Raw genomic sequence first — 19,743 nt, forward strand, 5'->3', positions numbered from 1 at the left:
CTGGGGCCGGCCGGGCTCGTCACGAGCCCGGCCGAACTCCCGTCAGACCTCTTCGACGCTGCTCGGCTCGCGCCGGGACAGGTCGATGCCGAGCTCCTCCGCAGCGCGGAAGACGTCCTCGTCGGTGTCACGCATCTCGATGGACATACCGTCGCTGGACAGCACCTCCACGTTCAGGCAGAGAGACTGCATCTCCTTGATGAGCACCTTGAAGGACTCGGGGATGCCGGGCTCGGGGATGTTCTCGCCCTTGACGATGGCCTCGTAGACCTTCACGCGGCCGGTGACGTCGTCGGACTTGATGGTCAGCAGCTCCTGGAGGGCGTACGCGGCGCCGTAAGCCTCCAGCGCCCACACCTCCATCTCACCGAAGCGCTGGCCACCGAACTGGGCCTTACCACCCAGCGGCTGCTGGGTGATCATCGAGTACGGGCCGGTCGAGCGGGCGTGCAGCTTGTCGTCGACCAGGTGGTGCAGCTTGAGGATGTACATGTAGCCGACCGAGATCGGGTCCGGGAACGGCTCACCGCTACGGCCGTCGAACAGCCGCGCCTTGCCGGACGGGAGCACCATGCGCTCGCCGTCGCGGTTCGGGATGGTGTGCTGGAGCAGACCCGCCAGCTCGTCCTCACGGGCACCGTCGAAGACCGGGGTGGCGACGTTGGTGCCGGGGGCGACACTGTCGGCGCCGATGACCTGCAGACGCTGCGCCCAGTCGTCGGCGAGACCGGAGACGTCCCAGCCGCGGCTGGCGAGCCAGCCGAGGTGGATCTCCAGGACCTGTCCCGGGTTCATTCGGGACGGCACACCGAGCGGGTTGAGGATGATGTCGACCGGGGTCCCGTCCTCGAGGAACGGCATGTCCTCGATGGGCAGGATCTTGGAGATGACACCCTTGTTGCCGTGACGGCCGGCGAGCTTGTCACCGTCGGTGATCTTGCGCTTCTGCGCGACGTAGACGCGCACCAGCTGGTTGACACCGGGGGGAAGCTCGTCGCCCTCCTCGCGGTCGAAGACGCGGACGCCGATGACCTTGCCGATCTCGCCGTGCGGGACCTTCAGCGAGGTGTCACGGACCTCACGGGCCTTCTCACCGAAGATCGCGCGCAGCAGGCGCTCCTCGGGCGTCAGCTCGGTCTCACCCTTGGGCGTGACCTTGCCCACGAGGATGTCGCCGGCGACGACCTCGGCACCGATCCGGATGATGCCGCGCTCGTCGAGGTCGGCGAGGACCTCCTCGGAGACGTTCGGGATGTCCCGGGTGATCTCCTCGGGGCCGAGCTTGGTGTCACGGGCGTCGACCTCGTGCTCCTCGATGTGGATCGAGGAGAGGACGTCGTCCTGCACGAGGCGCTGCGACAGGATGATCGCGTCCTCGTAGTTGTGACCCTCCCACGGCATGAACGCCACGAGCAGGTTCTTGCCGAGCGCCATCTCGCCGTTCTCGGTGGCGGGACCGTCGGCGAGGACCTGGCCCTCGATGATGCGGTCGCCCTCGTGGACGATGACCTTCTGGTTGACCGAGGTGCCCTGGTTGGAGCGGGCGAACTTGGCCAGGCGGTACGTGATGTACGTGCCGTCGTCGTTGGCGGTGGTGATGTAGTCCGCGGAGACCTCCTGGACCACACCGGCCTTCTCGGCCTTGACGACGTCGCCGGCGTCGACGGCGGAGCGGTACTCCATGCCGGTGCCGACGAGCGGGGCCTCGGACTTAATCAGCGGCACGGCCTGACGCATCATGTTCGCGCCCATGAGGGCACGGTTGGCGTCGTCGTGCTCGAGGAACGGGATCATGGCGGTCGCGACCGACACCATCTGGCGCGGCGAGACGTCCATGTAGTCCACGTCGTCACCGGGGACGTAGTCGACCTCGCCGCCACGACGGCGGACCAGGACGCGGTTCTCGGTGAAGCGCAGGTCGTCGTCGAGCGTGGCGTTGGCCTGCGCGATGACGAACCGGTCCTCTTCGTCGGCCGTCAGGTAGTCGACCTCGTCGGTGACGACGCCGTCGACGACCTTGCGGTACGGCGTCTCCACGAAACCGAACGCGTTGACGCGGCCGTAGGAGGCGAGCGAACCGATCAGACCGATGTTCGGGCCTTCGGGCGTCTCGATCGGGCACATACGGCCGTAGTGAGACGGGTGCACGTCACGGACCTCGAAGCCGGCCCGCTCACGGGACAGACCACCGGGGCCCAGCGCCGAGAGACGACGCTTGTGCGTCAGACCCGACAGCGGGTTGTTCTGGTCCATGAACTGCGACAGCTGGCTGGTGCCGAAGAACTCCTTGATGGAGGCGACGACCGGCCGGATGTTGATCAGGGTCTGCGGCGTGATGGCCTCGACGTCCTGGGTCGTCATGCGCTCACGGACGACGCGCTCCATACGAGCCAGACCCGTACGGACCTGGTTCTGGATGAGCTCGCCGACGCTGCGCAGGCGACGGTTGCCGAAGTGGTCGATGTCGTCGGTCTCGACGACGATGCTCGTACCCCGGTCGCCGACCGTCTCGGTCTCGCCCGCGTGCAGCTTCACCAGGTACTTGATCGTCGAGATGATGTCCTCGACGGTCAGGATGCCCGCGTCGAGCGGGGCGTCCGCACCCAGCTTCTTGTTGACCTTGTAGCGGCCGACCTTCGCGAGGTCGTAGCGCTTGGGGTTGAAGTACAGGTTCTCCAGCAGCGTCTGCGCGGCCTCACGCGTGGGGGGCTCGCCCGGACGCAGCTTGCGGTAGATGTCGAGCAGCGCGTCGTCCTGGCCCTGGGTGTGGTCCTTCTCCAGGGTGGCGCGCATGGACTCGTACTCGCCGAACTCCTCGAGGATCTGCTCGGTGGTCCAACCGAGGGCCTTGAGGAGGACGGTCACGGACTGCTTGCGCTTGCGGTCGATACGGACACCGACCATGTCGCGCTTGTCGATCTCCATCTCCAGCCAGGCACCCCGGGACGGGATGATCTTGGCCGAGAAGATGTCCTTGTCGGACGTCTTGTCGATGGAGGAGTCGAAGTAGACACCCGGCGAACGAACCAGCTGCGACACCACGACACGCTCGGTGCCGTTGATGACGAAGGTGCCCTTGTGGGTCATGAGCGGGAAGTCGCCCATGAAGACCGTCTGGGACTTGATCTCGCCGGTCTCGTTGTTGGTGAACTCGGCCGTCACGAAGAGCGGGGCCGCGTACGTGAAGTCACGGTCCTTGCACTCGTCGATGCTGTTCTTCGGCGGCTCGAAGCGGTGGTCGCGGAACGTCAGCGACATCGACCCGGAGAAGTCCTCGATCGGGGAGATCTCCTCGAAGATCTCCTCCAGACCGGACTTGGTGGGGACGTCCTGTCCGTTCTCCAGAGCCTCCTCGACCCGACTCTGCCAAGCGGTGTTGCCGAGCAGCCAGTCGAAGCTCTCGGTCTGCAGCGCGAGCAGGTTGGGAACCTCGAGAGGCTCCTTGATCTTTGCAAAGGAGATGCGCAGCGGGGCGGTGCTGGCGCCGTTGTTCGTATTCGCGGTCGAGGCGTTGCGCGAGGCGGCCAAGAGGGGGTCCTTCCGAGGGCTCGGACTCACTACGCGCGTACCGGCCCCTCTCCTGCGCAAAGCGAACAGGATGTTCCTGAACTGACAGATAAGGCCAGGTCGGGAATGGTCCTTCGTCGATGCTCAAGCGAGGGCATGCCCCTGGTGACGGGCAGGGGACAGCTAACAGGCAGCGCAAAGGGTCAGTGTAGCCAGATGGCACACTGATGTCCAGTGCGGGTTTTCTGAGACCCTCGTCGTTCTCGCCACCCTGCGCAAGCCCACGCCCTCAATGCACGTTGATACTGCCCTCTTCGCCGTCGATCCATGCCTCGGAGTTCGGATCGGTGTGACGACGCGTCCTGAGAATTGCGCGCTGCGTGCGGTTCGTCAAGGCCCCTCATGCCCGATCCGCCCGCCGCGATCGTCACTCGCGGTCCGTCACCCAGGACGCTCGGGGGCACGACGAAGATCACCCTACTCGTCGCCACCGACAGCGCAAGGCAGTCGTCACTCGACGTCCCGGAACGCCGAAGGGCGACCACCCAGTTGGGTGATCGCCCTTCAGTGTGCTCGCGTTACAGATTCGAACGAGTTTTTGCCACTCGTCTCAGATCCGTGTCGCACGGGCCCTCGCGGGCCCGGGAAGCTGGCGGACCAGCGAGGCCTTACTTGACCTCGACGGAGGCGCCGGCGCCCTCGAGGGACTCCTTGGCCTTGTCCGCGGCCTCCTTGTTGACCTTCTCCAGAACCGGCTTCGGCGCACCGTCGACCAGGTCCTTGGCCTCCTTCAGGCCGAGGGAGGTGAGCTCACGCACGACCTTGATGACCTGGATCTTCTTCTCGCCGGCGCCGGTGAGGATGACGTCGAACTCGTCCTTCTCCTCGACGGCCTCGGCCGGGGCGCCGGGAACGGCGGGGCCGGCAACGGCGACCGCGGCGGCGGCGGTGACGTCGAACTTCTCCTCGAACGCCTTCACGAACTCGGAGAGCTGGATGAGGGTCATGCCCTCGAACTCGGCGAGCAGTTCGTCCTGGGTGAGAGCCACGATGGCTTTCCTTCCACTAATTCGGCTGGTGCCGGATGTACATGTCTGGCGGGCGTACGTTCGGCCCGCTACGACCTCTGTCTGTGGCTGAGCGCCTCAGACGGCGGTCATTTCGCGAGCCGAGTTACTCGGCACCGCCCTGCTCGTCCTGCTTGGCGCGAAGCGCGTCCACGGTGCGGACGAGCTTCGACGGGAGCGCCTGGAAGACCTGAGCAGCCTGCGTCTGCTTGCCCTTCAGGGCGCCCGCCAGCTTGGCGAGCAGAACCTCGCGGGACTCGAGGTCCGCAAGCTTCTTGATCTCGTCGGCGGACAGCGCCTTGCCGTCAAGGACACCGCCCTTGATGACGAGGTTCGGGTTGTCCTTGGCGAAGTCACGAAGACCCTTCGCCGACTCCACCGGGTCACCGGTGACGAAGGCGACCGCCGTCGGACCGTTGAACAGGTCGTCGAGCGTCGTGATCCCGGCCTCGTTGGCCGCAATCTTGGTCAGCGTGTTCTTCACCACGGCGTACTGGGCGTTCTCACCGAGCGAACGACGCAGCGTCTTGAGCTGCGCCACGGTGAGACCCCGGTACTCGGTCAGCACGGCGGCGTTCGAGCTACGGAACTGCTCCGTGAGCTCGGCCACCGCGGCAGCCTTGTCGGGCCTTGCCATAGAGCGTCGGCCTCCTTCCGGGTGATGAGGACCGCTCGGAAGGGGCTGCGTCAAAACGAAACGCCCCGGCGCAGGCGCACGGGGCGTAGCTCGACCGAACGAATTCCGCTGGAGACGGAACAGATCCGGGAGCAACTTCCACAGTCACCTGCGCGGGTCGTCCGCATTCAGCGGATCCTTCGGCCACCGAGCCCTCTCAACGAGCACACGGCAACGACCAGCGGTCTTTGGCTTCTCCGGAAGAGTACGGGACCGTGTCGTCGTCAAGCAAATCCGCTCCCCTGGGGTCAGGGGTCACGGATCAGCCCTTGGGCGCCGCGTCCACCAGCTCGGCGAGGTCCAGCGTGTCGTCGGCCGCCGGGGGCTCGACGGTCACCGACGGGTTGATGTCCAGGAAGGTGACGGTCACGTCCAGCGGCCCGGTGTCGACCCAGCGCCCCTTGCCGTCCAGCGCGTTGGTCCGCCCCCGCATCCGGAACTGCTTGGTCCGGCCGTCCTCGTCGACCCACAGATCCATGGTGAGCGCGCTCCCGACCTTCAGCCCCAGGGCCATGAACTGGTCGAAGCAGTCCGTCCTGAGCTCGTGGGCCTTCTTGCTCTTGGCCGCCGACTGGTACGCCCGCAGTCCCTTGCCCGTGACCTCGCCCCGATAGTGGGTGGTGGGGGTGCCGTCCACGGTCCCGGAGCCGGCCTCGCGGATGTCCTTGGCACCGCTCAGGATCGTGGACTGCACGAGGGGGCTGCCCTCCAGTTGCCGGGGCACGACCCGATAGGTCTGGTTGTCAGCGGAGCCGCGGCCCCACACGGCCGGCTCCGCCTTGAGCCAGCGCTTCCCGCCCGCGTCCCCGAGGGCGGCGGTGTCCCCCTCGGTGTACATGGCCCCGCCCGCGAACCGGATCTGCAAGGGCTTGTCCTCGGTCTTGCCGAGCCCGGTGATATTCATGCGCATGACACTCGGCCGCACGCCCATGGACGCCTCGGCCCGCACCTTGCCGTGCCCCGGCAGCGTGCCGGTCACCCGGTACCGCAACGAGGTGAGCCCCAGCGTCGTCCGCACCGCCCGGGACACCGACTGGGCGGGCGTCAGATCCGCCTCGGCCGCCGAGTCCGACGCGGTGCCGCAGCCGCTGGTGCCGCCGAGCAGCGCGGCGACGACGACCGTCGTGGCGGCGCTGCGCCGTCGTACGGAGCCGGCGGTGCCAAACCTCATGTGTCCCCCTGTTGCCTCACGCCCCACACGCAGGGGGCCGAGGGGACACTAACGCGCCCGCAACCCGGCTGTCCCCGGGTTTCAGGCCGCAAAGGGACGAGCCCCGCACCTCGGAGGGTGCGGGGCTCGTTCTCGCTACGCGTGCGCGACGCGGCTGCCTGGTGAGCGGTGGGCTCAGACGGCGGCCGGGTCCTCCTCGACGAGGAGGTTGCGGGTGCGGTTCGGGTCGATCGGGATGCCGGGGCCGATCGTGGTGCTGATGGCGGCCTTCTTGATGTAGCGGCCCTTGGCGGCGGACGGCTTGAGACGCGTGATCTCCTCGAGGGCCGCCGCGTAGTTCTCCACCAGCTTCTCGTCCTCGAAGGACGTCTTGCCGATGATGAAGTGCAGGTTCGAGTGCTTGTCGACGCGGAACTCGATCTTGCCACCCTTGATCTCGGTGACAGCCTTCGCGACGTCCGGGGTCACGGTGCCGGTCTTGGGGTTCGGCATGAGACCACGGGGACCGAGCACACGGCCGAGGCGGCCGACCTTGCCCATGAGGTCCGGGGTGGCGACGACGGCGTCGAAGTCCAGACGGCCCTTCGACACCTCGTCGATGAGCTCGTCGGAGCCGACGATGTCGGCGCCCGCGGCGAGTGCGGCCTCGGCACGGTCACCGGTCGCGAAGACCAGGACCCGGGCGGTCTTACCGGTGCCGTGCGGGAGGTTCACGGTGCCACGGACCATCTGGTCGGCCTTACGCGGGTCGACACCCAGACGGAAGGCGACCTCGACGGTGCCGTCGAACTTGGTCGTGGAGGTCTCCTTGGCGAGACGGACGGCCTCGAGCGGGGCGTAGAGCTTGTCCCGGTCGACCTTGGCGTCCGCAGCGCGGAGAGCCTTGCTGCGCTTGCTCACAACTGCTCCTGTGTGTTCTGAAAGGAGTCGTGGTACGGGCCGAGCAGGCCCTGCCACGTGCGGCCGAGGCCGCATGGTTCTACGAAGGTGCTACGAGGCTGAGATCAGCCCTCGACCGTGATGCCCATGGAACGGGCGGTGCCAGCGATGATCTTCGACGCGGCGTCCAGGTCGTTGGCGTTCAGGTCGGGCAGCTTGGTCTGGGCGATCTCGCGGACCTGCGCCTCGGTGATCTTGGCGACCTTGGTCTTGTGGGGCTCGCCGGAGCCCTTCTCGACACCAGCGGCCTTGAGGATCATCTTCGCGGCCGGCGGGGTCTTGGTGATGAAGGTGAAGGAGCGGTCCTCGTAGACCGTGATCTCCACCGGGATCACCCAGCCACGCTGCGACTCGGTCGCCGCGTTGTAGGCCTTGCAGAACTCCATGATGTTGACGCCGTGCTGACCGAGCGCGGGGCCGACCGGCGGAGCCGGGTTCGCCGCACCGGCGTTGATCTGGAGCTTGATAAGCCCCGTGACCTTCTTCTTCTTGGGAGGCATAGCTCTCCGGGTCCTTTCGATTCGAGTGCGCCCTCATCCGGTTCGCGGCCAGATGAAGGCATACCGCACAACGATAACGGGTATAGATGCGCGGCCAAAAACGAGCAGGTCAGGGGGCCCTCACAAGGACCGACCTGACCTGCTGCTTTCGAGCTTCGTCAGTTCTTCTGGATCTGGTCGAAGGAAAGCTCGACCGGGGTCTCGCGGCCGAAGATCTCCACCAGGCCCTTGACCTTCTTGGAGTCGGCGTTGATCTCGTTGATCGTCGCCTGCAGCGTGGCGAAGGGGCCGTCGGTGACGGTGACCGAGTCGCCGACCTCGAAGTCCAGCACCTGGACCTCGACCTTGCGCTGCGGGGCGGGCTTGCCCTCGGCCTCGGCGGCCTCACGCGCGGCCTTCTCCTCGGCCTCCGGCGCGAGCATCTTGACGATCTCGTCCAGGGTCAGCGGGTACGGGTCGTACGCGTTGCCCACGAAGCCGGTGACGCCAGGGGTGTTGCGGACGACGCCCCAGGACTCGTTCGTCAGGTCCATGCGCACCAGGACGTAGCCGGGGAGCTTGTTCTGACGGATGGTCTTGCGCTCGCCGTTCTTGATCTGCGCGACCTCTTCCTGCGGCACCTCGGCCTGGAAGATGAAGTCCTCGACGTTCAGCGAGACGGCGCGCTGCTCCAGGTTGGTCTTCACGCGGTTCTCGTAACCGGCGTAGGTGTGGATGACGTACCACTCGCCGGGCAGGGTCCGCAGTTCCTCGCGGAGGGCCTCGACCGGGTCGACCGGCTCGGGCTCTTCCTCGGGGGCCTCTTCCTCGGCTTCCTCGGCGGCCTCGGCCTCGTCGTCCACGACGTGCACGGCCTCTTCCTCGGCCGGCTCCCCCGCCTCGGCTTCCGCAGCCTCGAACTCGTCGACCTCGTCCGCTCCCTCGACGATGTCGAGCTCATCATCCACGGACTGGTCCGGCTCGATGGCGTCGTTCAGGTTCGGGTCAGACACTGTGGCTGCTTCTTCCTGGATACAAGGGGTGGAACACGCGAAAGGGGCGCCTGGTACGGCGCCCTTCGCAGTCGGCTCAGCCGAAGACGTACTTGGCGGCCTTGTCGAGTCCGAAGTCAATCACGGTCACGAGACCGATCATGATGACGACGAAGACGATGACCACGGTGGTGTAAGTCGTCAGCTGGGAGCGGGTGGGCCAGACGACCTTCCGCAGCTCCGCGACGATCTGGCGGTAGAAGAGCGCCAGGCGCTTCAGCGGGCCCTTCTTGGCGCGCTTTCCGCCCTTACGGGTCTTCTTCTTGTCCTCGGGCACCTCGTCCTGGGCATCAGGCGTGTCGATGGAGCCCACGGCGTCCGTCATTCATCCTCACCTGATTCCGGTCCGGGTCCGTGGCCGTGCCGCGCCCGGTCTGAGCCGCACGGCGGAACATTGCTGTACGTACATGCGCACACATCCTGGCGTGAGGAGTGTGTAGCAGGGCCGGAGGGACTTGAACCCCCAACCGCTGGTTTTGGAGACCAGTGCTCTACCAATTGAGCTACGACCCTTTGTGGTTCTCCACCAACGTACCGCATACGACCGGGTGCTCGGTGTGCACCTGGTGCTGCGGCCGGTGAAGGCCAACGAGGTGAGAGTGTACGTGGTCCGAGGCCCGTCGTCGAACAGAAAGCGTCCGCAGGGGCGTTGTGCGTCGAAGATCGACCGTCGCCGCGCCCGGATCCGGACGGTTGTTCCGGTGCTGTTCAGTCTGTGAAACCCGCGTGCCGGGCTCGTTTCCGGTCTGGAACGATGGGCCCCATGAGCGCTGCAACCCCTCCGACCGAGCGCCGGGTCTCCGCCCGCATCGGCGCGATCTCCGAGTCCGCGACCCTCGCCGTCGACGCCAAGGCCAAGGCCCTCAAGGCCGCCGGACGTCCGGTGATCGGCTTCGGCGCCGGTGAGCCCGACTTCCCGACCCCCGACTACATCGTCGAGGCGGCCGTCGAGGCCTGCAAGAACCCGAAGTACCACCGCTACACGCCGGCCGGTGGTCTGCCCGAGCTGAAGGCCGCGATCGCCGCGAAGACGCTGCGCGACTCGGGCTACGAGGTCGACCCGGCGCAGATCCTCGTCACCAACGGCGGCAAGCAGGCCATCTACGAGGCGTTCGCCGCGATCCTCGACCCGGGCGACGAGGTGATCGTCCCGGCGCCGTACTGGACGACGTACCCGGAGTCGATCCGCCTGGCCGGCGGTGTCCCGGTCGAGGTCGTCGCCGACGAGACCACCGGCTACCGCGTCTCCGTCGAGCAGCTGGAGGCCGCGCGCACCGAGCGGACGAAGGTCGTCCTCTTCGTCTCCCCCTCCAACCCGACCGGCGCGGTCTACAGCGCCGAGGACGCCGAGGCGATCGGCCGCTGGGCCGTCGAGCACGGCCTGTGGGTGATGACGGACGAGATCTACGAGCACCTCGTCTACGGGGACGCGACGTTCACCTCGCTGCCCGCGCTCCTGCCCGAGCTCCGCGACAAGTGCATCGTCGTCAACGGCGTCGCCAAGACGTACGCCATGACCGGCTGGCGCGTCGGGTGGATCATCGGCCCGAAGGACGTGGTGAAGGCCGCGACCAACCTCCAGTCGCACGCCACCTCCAACGTCTCCAACGTCGCGCAGGCGGCCGCCCTCGCCGCCGTCTCCGGCGACCTGGACGCCGTGGCGACGATGCGCGAGGCCTTCGACCGGCGCCGCAAGACCATCGTGCGGATGCTCAACGAGATCGAGGGCGTCCTCTGCCCGGAGCCCGAGGGCGCGTTCTACGCCTACCCGTCGGTGAAGGCGCTGATCGGCAAGGAGATCCGGGGCAGGCGGCCGCAGAACTCGGTCGAGCTGGCCGCGCTGATCCTGGAGGAGGCCGAGGTCGCGGTCGTCCCGGGCGAGGCGTTCGGCACGCCGGGATACCTGCGGCTGTCGTACGCGCTGGGTGACGAGGACCTCGTCGAGGGCGTGTCGCGGATCCAGAAGCTGCTGGCCGAGGCGACGGACTGACGACGGACTGACGACGGACGGACGTTCCTTCGGGCTTTCGGCCCGTGGGTCCGTCGGCTCGCGTCGGGGGCGGGCATCTTCCGGATTCCGGGGGGTGCCCGCCTCCATTCGTTTGTGCGAGCAAGACCACGTTCAGGGATTCCGCTACCGGTACGGCGGGGGCGTGCGGCAGGATCCTGCAATGGAGCGCGTACGTGATCTCTCTGAACTGCCGAAGGCCCATCTGCACCTGCACTTCACCGGGTCGATGCGCCCGTGGACCGTCCTGGAACTCGCCGACAAACACGGGGTACGGCTGCCCGACGCGCTGACGGACGCGCTGACCAGCGGGGAGCCACCGCGGCTGCGGGCCACGGACGAGCGCGGCTGGTTCCGCTTCCAGCGGCTGTACGACGCGGCGCGCTCGTGCCTACGGGAACCCGAGGACATCCAGCGGCTCGTGCGGGAGGCCGCCGAGGAGGACGTCAAGGACGGCTCCGGGTGGCTGGAGATCCAGGTCGACCCGACGTCGTACGCCCCTCGGCTGGGTGGGCTGATCCCCGCACTGGAGATCATCCTGGACGCCGTGGACACGACGGCCCGCGAGACCGGGCTCGGGATGCGGGTACTCGTCGCCGCCAACCGGATGAAGCACCCACTGGACGCGCGGACCCTGGCCCGGCTCGCCGTGCGGTACGCGGAGCGGGGCGTCGTCGGGTTCGGGCTCTCCAACGACGAGCGGCGCGGCATGGCGCGGGACTTCGACCGGGCGTTCGCGATCGCGCGCGACGGGGGGCTGCTGTCCGCTCCCCACGGGGGTGAGCTGACCGGGCCGTCGTCCGTCCGCGACTGCCTCGACGACCTCGACGCCGACCGGATCGGGCACGGCGTGCGCGCGGCGGAGGACCCGCGGCTGCTGAAGCGGCTCGCCGACCGGGGCATCACCTGCGAGGTGTGCCCCGCGTCGAACGTCGCGCTCGGCGTCTACGAGAAGCCGCAGGACGTACCGCTGCGCACGCTCTTCGAGGCCGGTGTGCCGATGGCCCTGGGGGCCGACGACCCGCTGCTCTTCGGATCCCGTCTGGCTGCGCAGTACGAGATCGCCCGTACGCACCACGGGTTCACGGACGCGGAGCTGGCGGAACTGGCCCGGCAGTCGATCCGGGGGTCGGCGGCGCCGGACGACACGAAGGCTCGGCTGCTGGCGGGGGTGGACGGCTGGCTCGTCGGCTGACCGGCCGGAGCCGCGGCGGCGGCGCGGCTGTGGCGCGGCGGGGCCCGGCTGTGGCGGGGCGGGGCGGGGCGGGGCGGGGCGCTAGAGGCTTACGCCGATCGTGACCGGCTCGTTGACCAGGGTGATGCCGAAGGCGTCGTGGACGCCGGTGACGACCTCGCGGGCCAGGGTGAGGAGGTCCTCGGTGGTGGCCGCGCCGCGGTTGGTGAGGGCCAGGGTGTGCTTCGTGGAGATGCGGGCCGGGCCGGTGCCGTAGCCCTTGGTGAAGCCGGCCTTGTCGATGAGCCAGGCGGCGGAGGTCTTGGTGTGGCCGTCGCCCGCGGGGTAGGCGGGCGGGGTGACGTCGTCGCCGAGGCGGGCGCGCACGCGCGCGTGGAACGCGGCGAACTCGTCGTTCGTGAGGATCGGGTTCGTGAAGAACGAACCGGCGGACCAGGTGTCGTGGTCCTCGGGGTCGAGCACCATGCCCTTCCCGGCGCGGAGCTTCAGCACGGTCTCGCGGGCCGCGGCGAGAGGGACGCGGTCGCCGGGCTCCACACCGAGGGCGCGGGCCGTCTCGGCGTACTTGATCGGGCCGGAGAGGCCGTCGGCGTCCTCCAGTTCGAAGCGGACGCGGAGGACGACGTAGCGGTCGGGGTCGTTCTTGAAGCGGCTGTGCCGGTAGGAGAAGGCGCAGTCGGCGTTCGGGAGGGTGACCGTTTCGCGGGTGCGGCGGTCGTAGGCGACGACCTCCGTGATGGTGGAGGCGACCTCCTGGCCGTACGCGCCGACGTTCTGGATGGGGGTCGCGCCGGCGGAGCCGGGGATTCCGGCGAGGCATTCGATGCCGGCGAGTCCGGCGGCGACGGTGTGGGCGACGGCGTCGGTCCAGACCTCGCCGGCGGCGAGCTCCAGCTTCGTGCCGTCGAGGGTGACGCCCCTGGTGGCGATGGACAGGGCGGTGCCGGCGAAGCCCTTGTCGCCGATGACCAGGTTGGAGCCGCCGCCGATGAGGAGGAGGGGAGTGCCGGTGTCGTCGGCTTCGCGGACGGCGGCGATCACCTCGTCGTCGGTGGTGGCGGTGATCAGCCGGTCCGCGGGACCGCCCAGCCGGAAGGTGGTCAGCGGGGCGAGGGGGGCGTCGTGTCGTTCCTGCACGCGCTCAAGAGTACGAGGACGCGGGTGGGGGTGGGGCCGGGGGATGCCTGCGGCGGCCTGTGCGGGTGGGGTGGGGTTCGCGTGCGCCTGCGGTGTGGGGTGGGGCGGGGGCGCGCCGGGGGGTGTCCGTCCTCGGAACGGCGCGGAATCGGTCGCCCGAGAAGCTGAACCAGTTGACGCGCCAACCGCTGCGGGCGGACACCCCCCGGCACACCCCCTCACGTCCGTACGCGACCGGGCCGCCGTAGGGGCTTGCGCCACATCAGGGACGCGCCTCGGCTCGTCCGTACACCACTGAACCGACGTGGGGGCTTGCGCCGCCCCGGTGACATGCCTCGGCTCCCGTACGCGGCACACCCGCCGCAGTGTGTGCGTAAGGGGCGCCTCGTAGTGGAGGACGCCCCTTACTGCACTTTGTGCCCTGTGTGTGGTCAGGCCAGGCGTACGACCGCGCGGGACATGCCCAGGACCTTCTGGCCGGCGCTCAGCGCGGTGAGGTCGACGCGGACGGTGTTGTCGTCGAGCTTGGCGCCTACCTTGGCGGTGACCTCGATGGTCGCGCCCTGGTCGTCGTTGGGGACGACTACGGGCTTGGTGAAGCGGACGCCGTATTCGACGACCGCGCCGGGGTCGCCGGTCCAGTCGGTGACGACGCGGATCGCCTCGGCCATGGTGAACATGCCGTGCGCGATGACGTCGGGGAGGCCGACCTCCTTGGCGAACTTCTCGTTCCAGTGGATCGGGTTGAAATCGCCGGAGGCCCCCGCGTACTGGACGAGGGTGGCGCGGGTCACGCCGAAGGTCTGGGCGGGCAGTTCGGTGCCGACCTCGACGTCGTCGTAGGAGATCTTCGCGGTCATCGGGTCCTCACGCCTCCTCGGCCGCGCGGGCCACGAGCTTGGTCCAGGCGGTGACGACGTGCTCGCCCGCCTCGTCGTGGACCTCGCCGCGGACGTCCAGGATGTCGTTGCCCGCCAGGGACTTGATGCCCTCGATGGTCGAGGTGACGGTGAGCCGGTCACCGGCCCGGACGGGGCGCCGGTACGCGAACTTCTGGTCGCCGTGCACGACGCGGCTGTAGTCGAGCCCCAGCTGGGGGTCCTGGACGACCTGCCGCGCGGCCTTGAACGTGATGGAGAACACGAAGGTCGGCGGGGCGATCACATCGGGGTACCCGAGCGCCTTGGCCGCGTCCGGGTCGGTGTACGCCGGATTGGCGTCCCCCACGGCCTCCGCGAACTCGCGGATCTTCTCCCGGCCGACCTCGTACGGGTCGGTGGGCGGGTAGGACCGCCCCACGAAGGACTGATCGAGCGCCATGGGCTCGGCACCTCCTGATTGCTCAGCGGGAACGGCGGCCGTCGGCCGGGGCTCGGCGGTCGGCCGCGGGGCTTGGCTCGTACCGGTCGGCGGTACCGGCCGGTACGGGTCACTCAACGACGCGAGGCCGTCCCCGATCTCTCGGGAACGGCCTCGCGTACGAGCCTGATTTATCGCGTCTCGCGGTGCGCGGTGTGCGCGTTGCAACGCGGGCAGTGCTTCTTCATCTCAAGACGGTCCGGGTTGTTGCGCCGGTTCTTCTTGGTGATGTAGTTCCGCTCCTTGCACTCCACGCAGGCCAGCGTGATCTTCGGGCGGACGTCGGTGGCAGCCACGTGAGTGCTCCTTGACGAACGGATGGGACGGGTTTAACGCATAGAAGAGTAGCCGATCGAAGGACCGACCCCACAATCGGCTACTGTCAGTAGCGGTGACCGGACTTGAACCGGTGACACAGCGATTATGAGCCGCTTGCTCTACCGACTGAGCTACACCGCTGTGATGCGATCGGGCCCCGCCTGACGGCGGGAACCTTTCACACCAGAGCCCCAATACGGAATCGAACCGTAGACCTTCTCCTTACCATGGAGACGCTCTGCCGACTGAGCTATTGGGGCGAGCGATGAAGACATTACACGCCCCACGGCCGTTCGCCCAAATCCGTTTCCGGGCCCCGCTTCGCCGGGCTCCGCGGGGATCTTCCGGGAGGTGGGCCGGGGCTCCGGCCGCCCCTGTTCCCCCGCCCCACGGGCCTCACCCGGCCCCCCTTTCCCGGCTCCGGCGACGGCTCCCCGGCACAGGAATCACACGGGTACGGCACCAGGAACCGCGTCGGCCCGGCACATGGACCACGCCGGTACGACTATTGCGCTCCTCCGCGCCGAGGCCGTGCGGCCCGCCTAGGCTCGTCTCACTCTGCGTGATCTTGTGTCCCTCACCTGCCGCGCCGTCCACCGTCCCTGTCCGCCTCCGCCGTCATGTGCAGCCGTCGCCGAGCCTCTGGGAGCGCGATGCCCGACAGCCAGCCGTCCCCCTCCTCGTCCGACCCGCCCTCGGGTCCGGACGAACGCGGCACCCTGCTGCTGTGCGGTGCGCGGCTCGTGGACGGCCGGGTCGTGGACGTCCGGCTGGGCGGCGGCCGTATCGAGGCGGTCGGCACGGCGGGCAGCCTGGGGACGGGCCGTACGGCCGCGTCCGGTGCCCCCGTCGCGCGCGTGGACCTCGCCGGCCATCTGCTCCTCCCCGCCCCCGCCGAGCCGCACGCCCACGGCGACACCGCCCTGTCGGCGGAGATCGAGGGGCCGGTCCCGTACGACGGCCAGGACGTCCAGCGGCGGTTCACCGAGGCCGCGTTGCTGCAACTCGGGCACGGGGCCACCGCGTTGCGCTCGCATGTGCACGTGGGGGACGTCCAGGGCCTCGGGGCGCTGGCCGCCGTCCTGCGGGCGCGGCGGGCGCTGCGCGGGCTCGTCGAGGTCACGGCGGTGGCGATGCCCCGGCTGCTGACCGGGGTGGCGGGGGCGGAGGGACTCGCGATGCTCCGGGACGCGGTGAGGATGGGCGCCTCCGTGGTGGGGGGCTGCCCCGATGTGGACCCCGACCCCGCCGGGTACGTCGAGGCGGTGCTGGACATCGCCTCCGAGCACGGTTGCCCGGTCGACCTGCACACCGACGCCGACGACCCGGCCCGGCTCGCCCGGCTCGCGGCCATGGCGGGCGGCCTGCGCCCCGGCGTGACCCTCGGCCCGTGCGCGGGCCTGGCGCGCCTTCCCGCCCCGGTCGCGTCCCGCGCGGCGGACCAGCTGGCGGCGGCCGGCGTGGGCGTCGTCTTCCTGCCCCAGGGCGGCTGCGGCACGGTGGACGGCGGGGGCACCGCGCCCGTACGACTGCTGCGGTCGGCCGGGGTGCGGGTCGCGGCGGGCAGCGGGGCCCTGCGGGACGTCTCCAACCCCGTGGGGCGCGGTGATCCTCTGGAGGCCGCCTATCTGCTGGCCTCGAGGGAGGGGTTGCGCGCGGAGGACGCGTACGACGCGGTGAGCGGGGCGGCGCGGGCGACCCTGGGCCTGCCCGAGGTACGCGTGGAGGCCGGCTTCCCCGCCGAACTGCTGGCCGTCCGGGGCGAAACGCTCGCCGCTGCGCTCTCCCTGGCGTACACCCGGATCGTCGTGCACCGGGGGTGTGTGGTGACCCGCACGAGCGCGGTACGGGAGTTCTGCGGGTCGGCGGCGGGGGCGGCGGCGCTGGATCTACCCCGGCAGGGGCGGGGGAAGCCGTTTCCGGGGGTCTAGGGGGCGTGGGGGGGGGGGGGGCGTGGGGGTGTGTGGCGCCCGCTGTGGGTCCGCGGCTGGGAAATGAGCGTGGGCACGCGCGCGTGGGTGTTTTCGTGCTCCACGCGTGCGTGCCCGGTGTTTTGCGGTGTGCTGTTTCGAAGCGTGCTCAACGGGGGCCGGGGACGGGGCCGGTGCTGATGACCGGCCCCGAAGTCGGCGTTGTGCAAGGCCTGTTCGTGCGCAGGGGTGCCCTGGCCGACAGCCCTCCTGCCCGTGGCGGCCGAGTCGGACCCAGTCGGTGTCGGACGGTGTCGGACGGTCAGACGCCCAGCATTCCGCCGCCCAACGGGCCGCCGAAGTCGTCGACGGGGATCTCGGAGGCGCCCTGGGGGGCGCTGATGTCGCCGGCCTTGCCGAAGGTGAGGACCAGGGGGGCCTTGGCGCCCTTCGGGTCGTCGGCGAGGACGGCGAGGTCCGTCTCGATCCGGGTCAGGTCACCGTTCTTGATGGTGAAGTCGACGGCGACCTTCTTGTTCGGAGCGTCCTTCAGGTCCTTCGCGGTGGGCAGTTCGGCGCCCGGCGGGAGGTCGTCCTCGAGCGGCTGGAGCTTGTCGAAGACGCCGGTGAGCAGCTCGCGGAAGTTGGCCTTGGCCGTGATGACCTCGGCACCGTCCTTGCCGTCCTTGGCCTTGAAGGTGACCTCGCGGGCGATGACTTTACGCACCGCGTCGAGGATCTTCTTCTGCGTCTTGGCGTCGAGTTCGCCGGAACCGCCGGAGCCGGAACCGCCCGCCTCCTCGCCGGCCTTCTCCAGGTCATCGGTGTTGATCTTGACCCAGTCGCCCTCGAAGAGCGGCTTCAGGTGCTGCTCGCTCTCGGGGAGTTCGTCGAGGTCGTCGGGCGAGGGGAACGGCATGCCCATCGCGTCGCCCATGGCGTCCATGTCGACGCGGTAGTACATGTAGTCGCCGACGAGCCGGTACTCGGTGAAGACCTTCTTGTCGGCCGAGATCTTCATGCCGACGCCGACGAGGTCCTTCTCCCCGGAGTCGGCCAGCGGCTTCTTGGACTTGACCGTCACGTCGATGCTGAGCCCGGTGAAGAACTCCGCCATCTCCGGCGGCATTTCCTCGCTGTCCTCGCCCATCAGCGCGGTGAGGTCGTCCTGGTCGGCGTCGAGCCGCATGCCGAACGCCAGCGACTTCTGCTCGCCGAGCCGCTCGACGGCGTTGTCCACCTTCTGCCCCGCGCTGAGGTTCTGGACGGTGCCGCACGCGGCGACCGTGACGAGCACGGCGGCGGCGCAGCCGACCCCGGTGAACGCGCGGCGGAAGACGGGCGCCCCGGCGGCTGACGCGCGCGCCATGGACGTACGTACGGCGGATTTGTGCATGACGGTGATGACGTCCCCCTATGTTTTCGGCGCTCGCCGATACGGCGAACATGTTTGAGACACACGAGGCGCCCGAATGGTTGCACGGCGAACACATTCGTTCGGGCGTACGGTCGGAGACATGCGCATTGTCATCGCTGGAGGACATGGTCAGATCGCGCTGCGGCTGGAGCGACTGCTCGCCGCGCGCGGGTACGAGGTCGCGGGGCTCGTCCGCCGCGCCGAGCACGCCGACGATCTGCGCGCGGCCGGCGCCGAGCCGGTGCACTGCGATCTGGAGTCGGCCTCGGTGGAGGAGGTCGCCGGGCATCTGCGGGGCGCGGACGCCGCCGTGTTCGCGGCGGGCGCCGGCCCGGGCAGCGGCGCGGCCCGCAAGGTCACGGTGGACCGCGGCGCGGCGGTCCTGTTCGCGGACGCGGCGGTACGGGCGGGCGTACGGCGTCACCTGGTGGTGTCGTCGATGGGGGCGAACCCGGACCACGAGGGCGACGAGGTCTTCGACGTGTACCAGCGGGCGAAGGGCGAGGCCGACGCGTACGTCCGGGGGCTGGACGCCCTGGACTGGACGATCCTGCGCCCCGGTCAGCTGACGGACGACGCCGGCACCGGTCTCGTACGCCTGGAGGCGTCCACGGGGCGCGGGCCCATCCCCCGCGACGACGTGGCCGCGGTCCTGGCGGAGCTCCTGGAGACCCCGGCCACGGCCGGCCTGGTCCTGGAGACGATCAGTGGTTCGACACCGGTCTCGGTGGCGGTGAAGTCGGTCGCCGGCAACTGAGGGCCGCTCGGCGGGGCCGGTCAGAAGAGGGGCAGCTGGCCGGGGAACTCCGGGACGGCGTATCCGTCGAGCGTGGGCTGGGCCGCCCCGATCTGGGCCTGCCTGCGCGATCCGGGGCACGATACGAGTTCCCCGCTCGCGCCCGGCGGGTCGTGCCGCGCGAACCGTCCGGCCACGACGGCGATCTCACGACGGCACTCGGGGCAGTTCCTGCGGCGCGATGACATGGGGTCAGTGTGCCCGGTGACGAGTGCGCCGAGTCGTACGGCTGTCCCCGGCACGGCTCGGCACGGCGGCGTGACGTGGACGTGGATGATCCGCGGAGGAGATCCCCAACTGGCCTGGGCGGCGTCCCACTCGCCCGCCCGGTGCCCTACGTCCCGCCGCGTGAGACACGTCACCTCGCTGTCGCCGCGGGCGCCCGCCCGAACAGGGCCGGCCGCACAACGAAGAGACCCCCTTCGATCCGCTTTTCAACGGATCGAAGGGGGTCTCCCTCCACGTGGCGGCGCCAGGATTCGAACCTGGGTAGGCTAAGCCGACGGATTTACAGTCCGCTCCCATTGGCCACTCGGGCACACCGCCTGGGATTTGCCACCCTTCGAACCGCTTTTCGGCGGTGCTCCGTGGCGACGACGTAAACGATACCTGATGCGTGGGGGTGCTTCGCCACCTGATTGATCAGCACTCGGAGGGGGCTGGGTGGCTAGGCTTGTCCGGATGCGGCGTGGGACCTGACACCGGGCTCGGC

The 19,743-nt window shown here is 69.2% G+C and carries 18 protein-coding genes and 4 tRNA genes; 4 read left to right on the forward strand and 18 right to left on the reverse strand.

The window, feature by feature from the left end; translation table 11 throughout:
* Positions 1 to 42: 42 nt before the first annotated feature.
* The 9 genes from rpoB to SMA5143A_RS29925 form a co-directional block, all read right to left on the reverse strand.
* Positions 43 to 3,528, reverse strand: coding sequence for a DNA-directed RNA polymerase subunit beta (rpoB, locus tag SMA5143A_RS29880; protein ID WP_107465900.1), 3,486 nt, complete (start codon positions 3,526 to 3,528; stop codon positions 43 to 45).
* A gap of 647 nt (positions 3,529 to 4,175) precedes the next feature.
* Positions 4,176 to 4,559 (reverse strand): 50S ribosomal protein L7/L12, encoded by a 384-nt coding sequence (gene rplL, locus SMA5143A_RS29890; RefSeq protein WP_107102767.1) that lies wholly within the window; start codon positions 4,557 to 4,559, stop codon positions 4,176 to 4,178.
* A gap of 121 nt (positions 4,560 to 4,680) precedes the next feature.
* Positions 4,681 to 5,211, reverse strand: a complete 531-nt coding sequence (rplJ, locus tag SMA5143A_RS29895; protein WP_009330729.1) for a 50S ribosomal protein L10 — start codon at positions 5,209 to 5,211, stop codon at positions 4,681 to 4,683.
* A 301-nt stretch (positions 5,212 to 5,512) separates the two neighbouring features.
* Entirely contained in the window at positions 5,513 to 6,421 is a 909-nt protein-coding gene (locus tag SMA5143A_RS29900; protein WP_258193807.1) for a hypothetical protein, read from the reverse strand.
* 174 nt (positions 6,422 to 6,595) lie between these two features.
* Positions 6,596 to 7,321 carry a 50S ribosomal protein L1 gene (gene rplA / locus SMA5143A_RS29905; protein WP_107465901.1) on the reverse strand — a complete coding sequence of 242 codons (726 nt, stop codon included), beginning with the start codon at positions 7,319 to 7,321 and terminating at the stop codon, positions 6,596 to 6,598.
* Positions 7,322 to 7,425: 104 nt separating this feature from the next.
* The gene (rplK, locus tag SMA5143A_RS29910; RefSeq protein ID WP_055515278.1) at positions 7,426 to 7,860 is read right to left on the reverse strand and encodes a 50S ribosomal protein L11; all 435 of its coding nucleotides are present in this window, start codon (positions 7,858 to 7,860) and stop codon (positions 7,426 to 7,428) included.
* Positions 7,861 to 8,018: 158 nt separating this feature from the next.
* Complete coding sequence (nusG, locus tag SMA5143A_RS29915; protein WP_107465902.1) at positions 8,019 to 8,852, reverse strand: transcription termination/antitermination protein NusG; 834 nt, start codon at positions 8,850 to 8,852, stop codon at positions 8,019 to 8,021.
* A 76-nt stretch (positions 8,853 to 8,928) separates the two neighbouring features.
* Positions 8,929 to 9,216, reverse strand: coding sequence for a preprotein translocase subunit SecE (secE, locus tag SMA5143A_RS29920; protein ID WP_033528314.1), 288 nt, complete (start codon positions 9,214 to 9,216; stop codon positions 8,929 to 8,931).
* A gap of 115 nt (positions 9,217 to 9,331) precedes the next feature.
* Positions 9,332 to 9,404, reverse strand: a tRNA-Trp gene (locus SMA5143A_RS29925).
* Between the two features lie 250 nt (positions 9,405 to 9,654).
* Here SMA5143A_RS29925 and SMA5143A_RS29930 point away from each other — a divergent pair.
* Both SMA5143A_RS29930 and SMA5143A_RS29935 read left to right on the forward strand, forming a co-directional pair.
* Positions 9,655 to 10,881 carry a pyridoxal phosphate-dependent aminotransferase gene (locus SMA5143A_RS29930; RefSeq protein ID WP_107465903.1) on the forward strand — a complete coding sequence of 409 codons (1,227 nt, stop codon included), beginning with the start codon at positions 9,655 to 9,657 and terminating at the stop codon, positions 10,879 to 10,881.
* A gap of 181 nt (positions 10,882 to 11,062) precedes the next feature.
* Complete coding sequence (locus tag SMA5143A_RS29935; protein WP_107465904.1) at positions 11,063 to 12,094, forward strand: adenosine deaminase; 1,032 nt, start codon at positions 11,063 to 11,065, stop codon at positions 12,092 to 12,094.
* An 81-nt stretch (positions 12,095 to 12,175) separates the two neighbouring features.
* On the opposite strand, the gene SMA5143A_RS29940 is transcribed toward SMA5143A_RS29935, so the two are convergent.
* The 6 genes from SMA5143A_RS29940 to SMA5143A_RS29965 form a co-directional block, all read right to left on the reverse strand.
* The gene (locus SMA5143A_RS29940) at positions 12,176 to 13,231 is read right to left on the reverse strand and encodes a UDP-N-acetylmuramate dehydrogenase (protein WP_107465905.1); all 1,056 of its coding nucleotides are present in this window, start codon (positions 13,229 to 13,231) and stop codon (positions 12,176 to 12,178) included.
* Positions 13,232 to 13,662: 431 nt separating this feature from the next.
* On the reverse strand, positions 13,663 to 14,091 hold the full coding sequence (locus SMA5143A_RS29945; RefSeq protein WP_055542593.1) for a MaoC family dehydratase: 429 nt from the start codon (positions 14,089 to 14,091) through the stop codon (positions 13,663 to 13,665).
* A gap of 7 nt (positions 14,092 to 14,098) precedes the next feature.
* Positions 14,099 to 14,551, reverse strand: a complete 453-nt coding sequence (locus SMA5143A_RS29950; RefSeq protein ID WP_055542592.1) for a MaoC family dehydratase N-terminal domain-containing protein — start codon at positions 14,549 to 14,551, stop codon at positions 14,099 to 14,101.
* Between the two features lie 170 nt (positions 14,552 to 14,721).
* The gene (gene rpmG / locus SMA5143A_RS29955; protein WP_003948671.1) at positions 14,722 to 14,886 is read right to left on the reverse strand and encodes a 50S ribosomal protein L33; all 165 of its coding nucleotides are present in this window, start codon (positions 14,884 to 14,886) and stop codon (positions 14,722 to 14,724) included.
* Positions 14,887 to 14,976: 90 nt separating this feature from the next.
* A tRNA-Met gene (locus SMA5143A_RS29960) sits at positions 14,977 to 15,049 on the reverse strand.
* Between the two features lie 46 nt (positions 15,050 to 15,095).
* Positions 15,096 to 15,168 (reverse strand) — tRNA-Thr (locus SMA5143A_RS29965).
* Between the two features lie 393 nt (positions 15,169 to 15,561).
* On the opposite strand from SMA5143A_RS29965, the gene SMA5143A_RS29970 reads away from it, so the two are divergent.
* A complete protein-coding gene (locus SMA5143A_RS29970) occupies positions 15,562 to 16,839 on the forward strand; it encodes an amidohydrolase family protein (RefSeq protein WP_107465906.1) in 1,278 nt (425 codons plus the stop codon).
* A 301-nt stretch (positions 16,840 to 17,140) separates the two neighbouring features.
* On the opposite strand, the gene SMA5143A_RS29975 is transcribed toward SMA5143A_RS29970, so the two are convergent.
* Positions 17,141 to 18,187, reverse strand: coding sequence for a hypothetical protein (locus tag SMA5143A_RS29975; protein WP_107465907.1), 1,047 nt, complete (start codon positions 18,185 to 18,187; stop codon positions 17,141 to 17,143).
* Positions 18,188 to 18,335: 148 nt separating this feature from the next.
* On the opposite strand from SMA5143A_RS29975, the gene SMA5143A_RS29980 reads away from it, so the two are divergent.
* Positions 18,336 to 18,992 (forward strand): SDR family oxidoreductase, encoded by a 657-nt coding sequence (locus tag SMA5143A_RS29980; RefSeq protein ID WP_107465908.1) that lies wholly within the window; start codon positions 18,336 to 18,338, stop codon positions 18,990 to 18,992.
* A 20-nt stretch (positions 18,993 to 19,012) separates the two neighbouring features.
* Here SMA5143A_RS29980 and SMA5143A_RS29985 read toward each other — a convergent pair whose 3' ends face one another.
* Positions 19,013 to 19,219, reverse strand: a complete 207-nt coding sequence (locus SMA5143A_RS29985; RefSeq protein WP_055539390.1) for a hypothetical protein — start codon at positions 19,217 to 19,219, stop codon at positions 19,013 to 19,015.
* Positions 19,220 to 19,495: 276 nt separating this feature from the next.
* Positions 19,496 to 19,577 (reverse strand) — tRNA-Tyr (locus tag SMA5143A_RS29990).
* Between the last annotated feature and the right edge of the window lie 166 nt (positions 19,578 to 19,743).

Origin of the sequence: Streptomyces sp. MA5143a (assembly GCF_900290235.1) — a bacterium.
Taxonomy (GTDB): Bacteria; Actinomycetota; Actinomycetes; order Streptomycetales; family Streptomycetaceae; genus Streptomyces.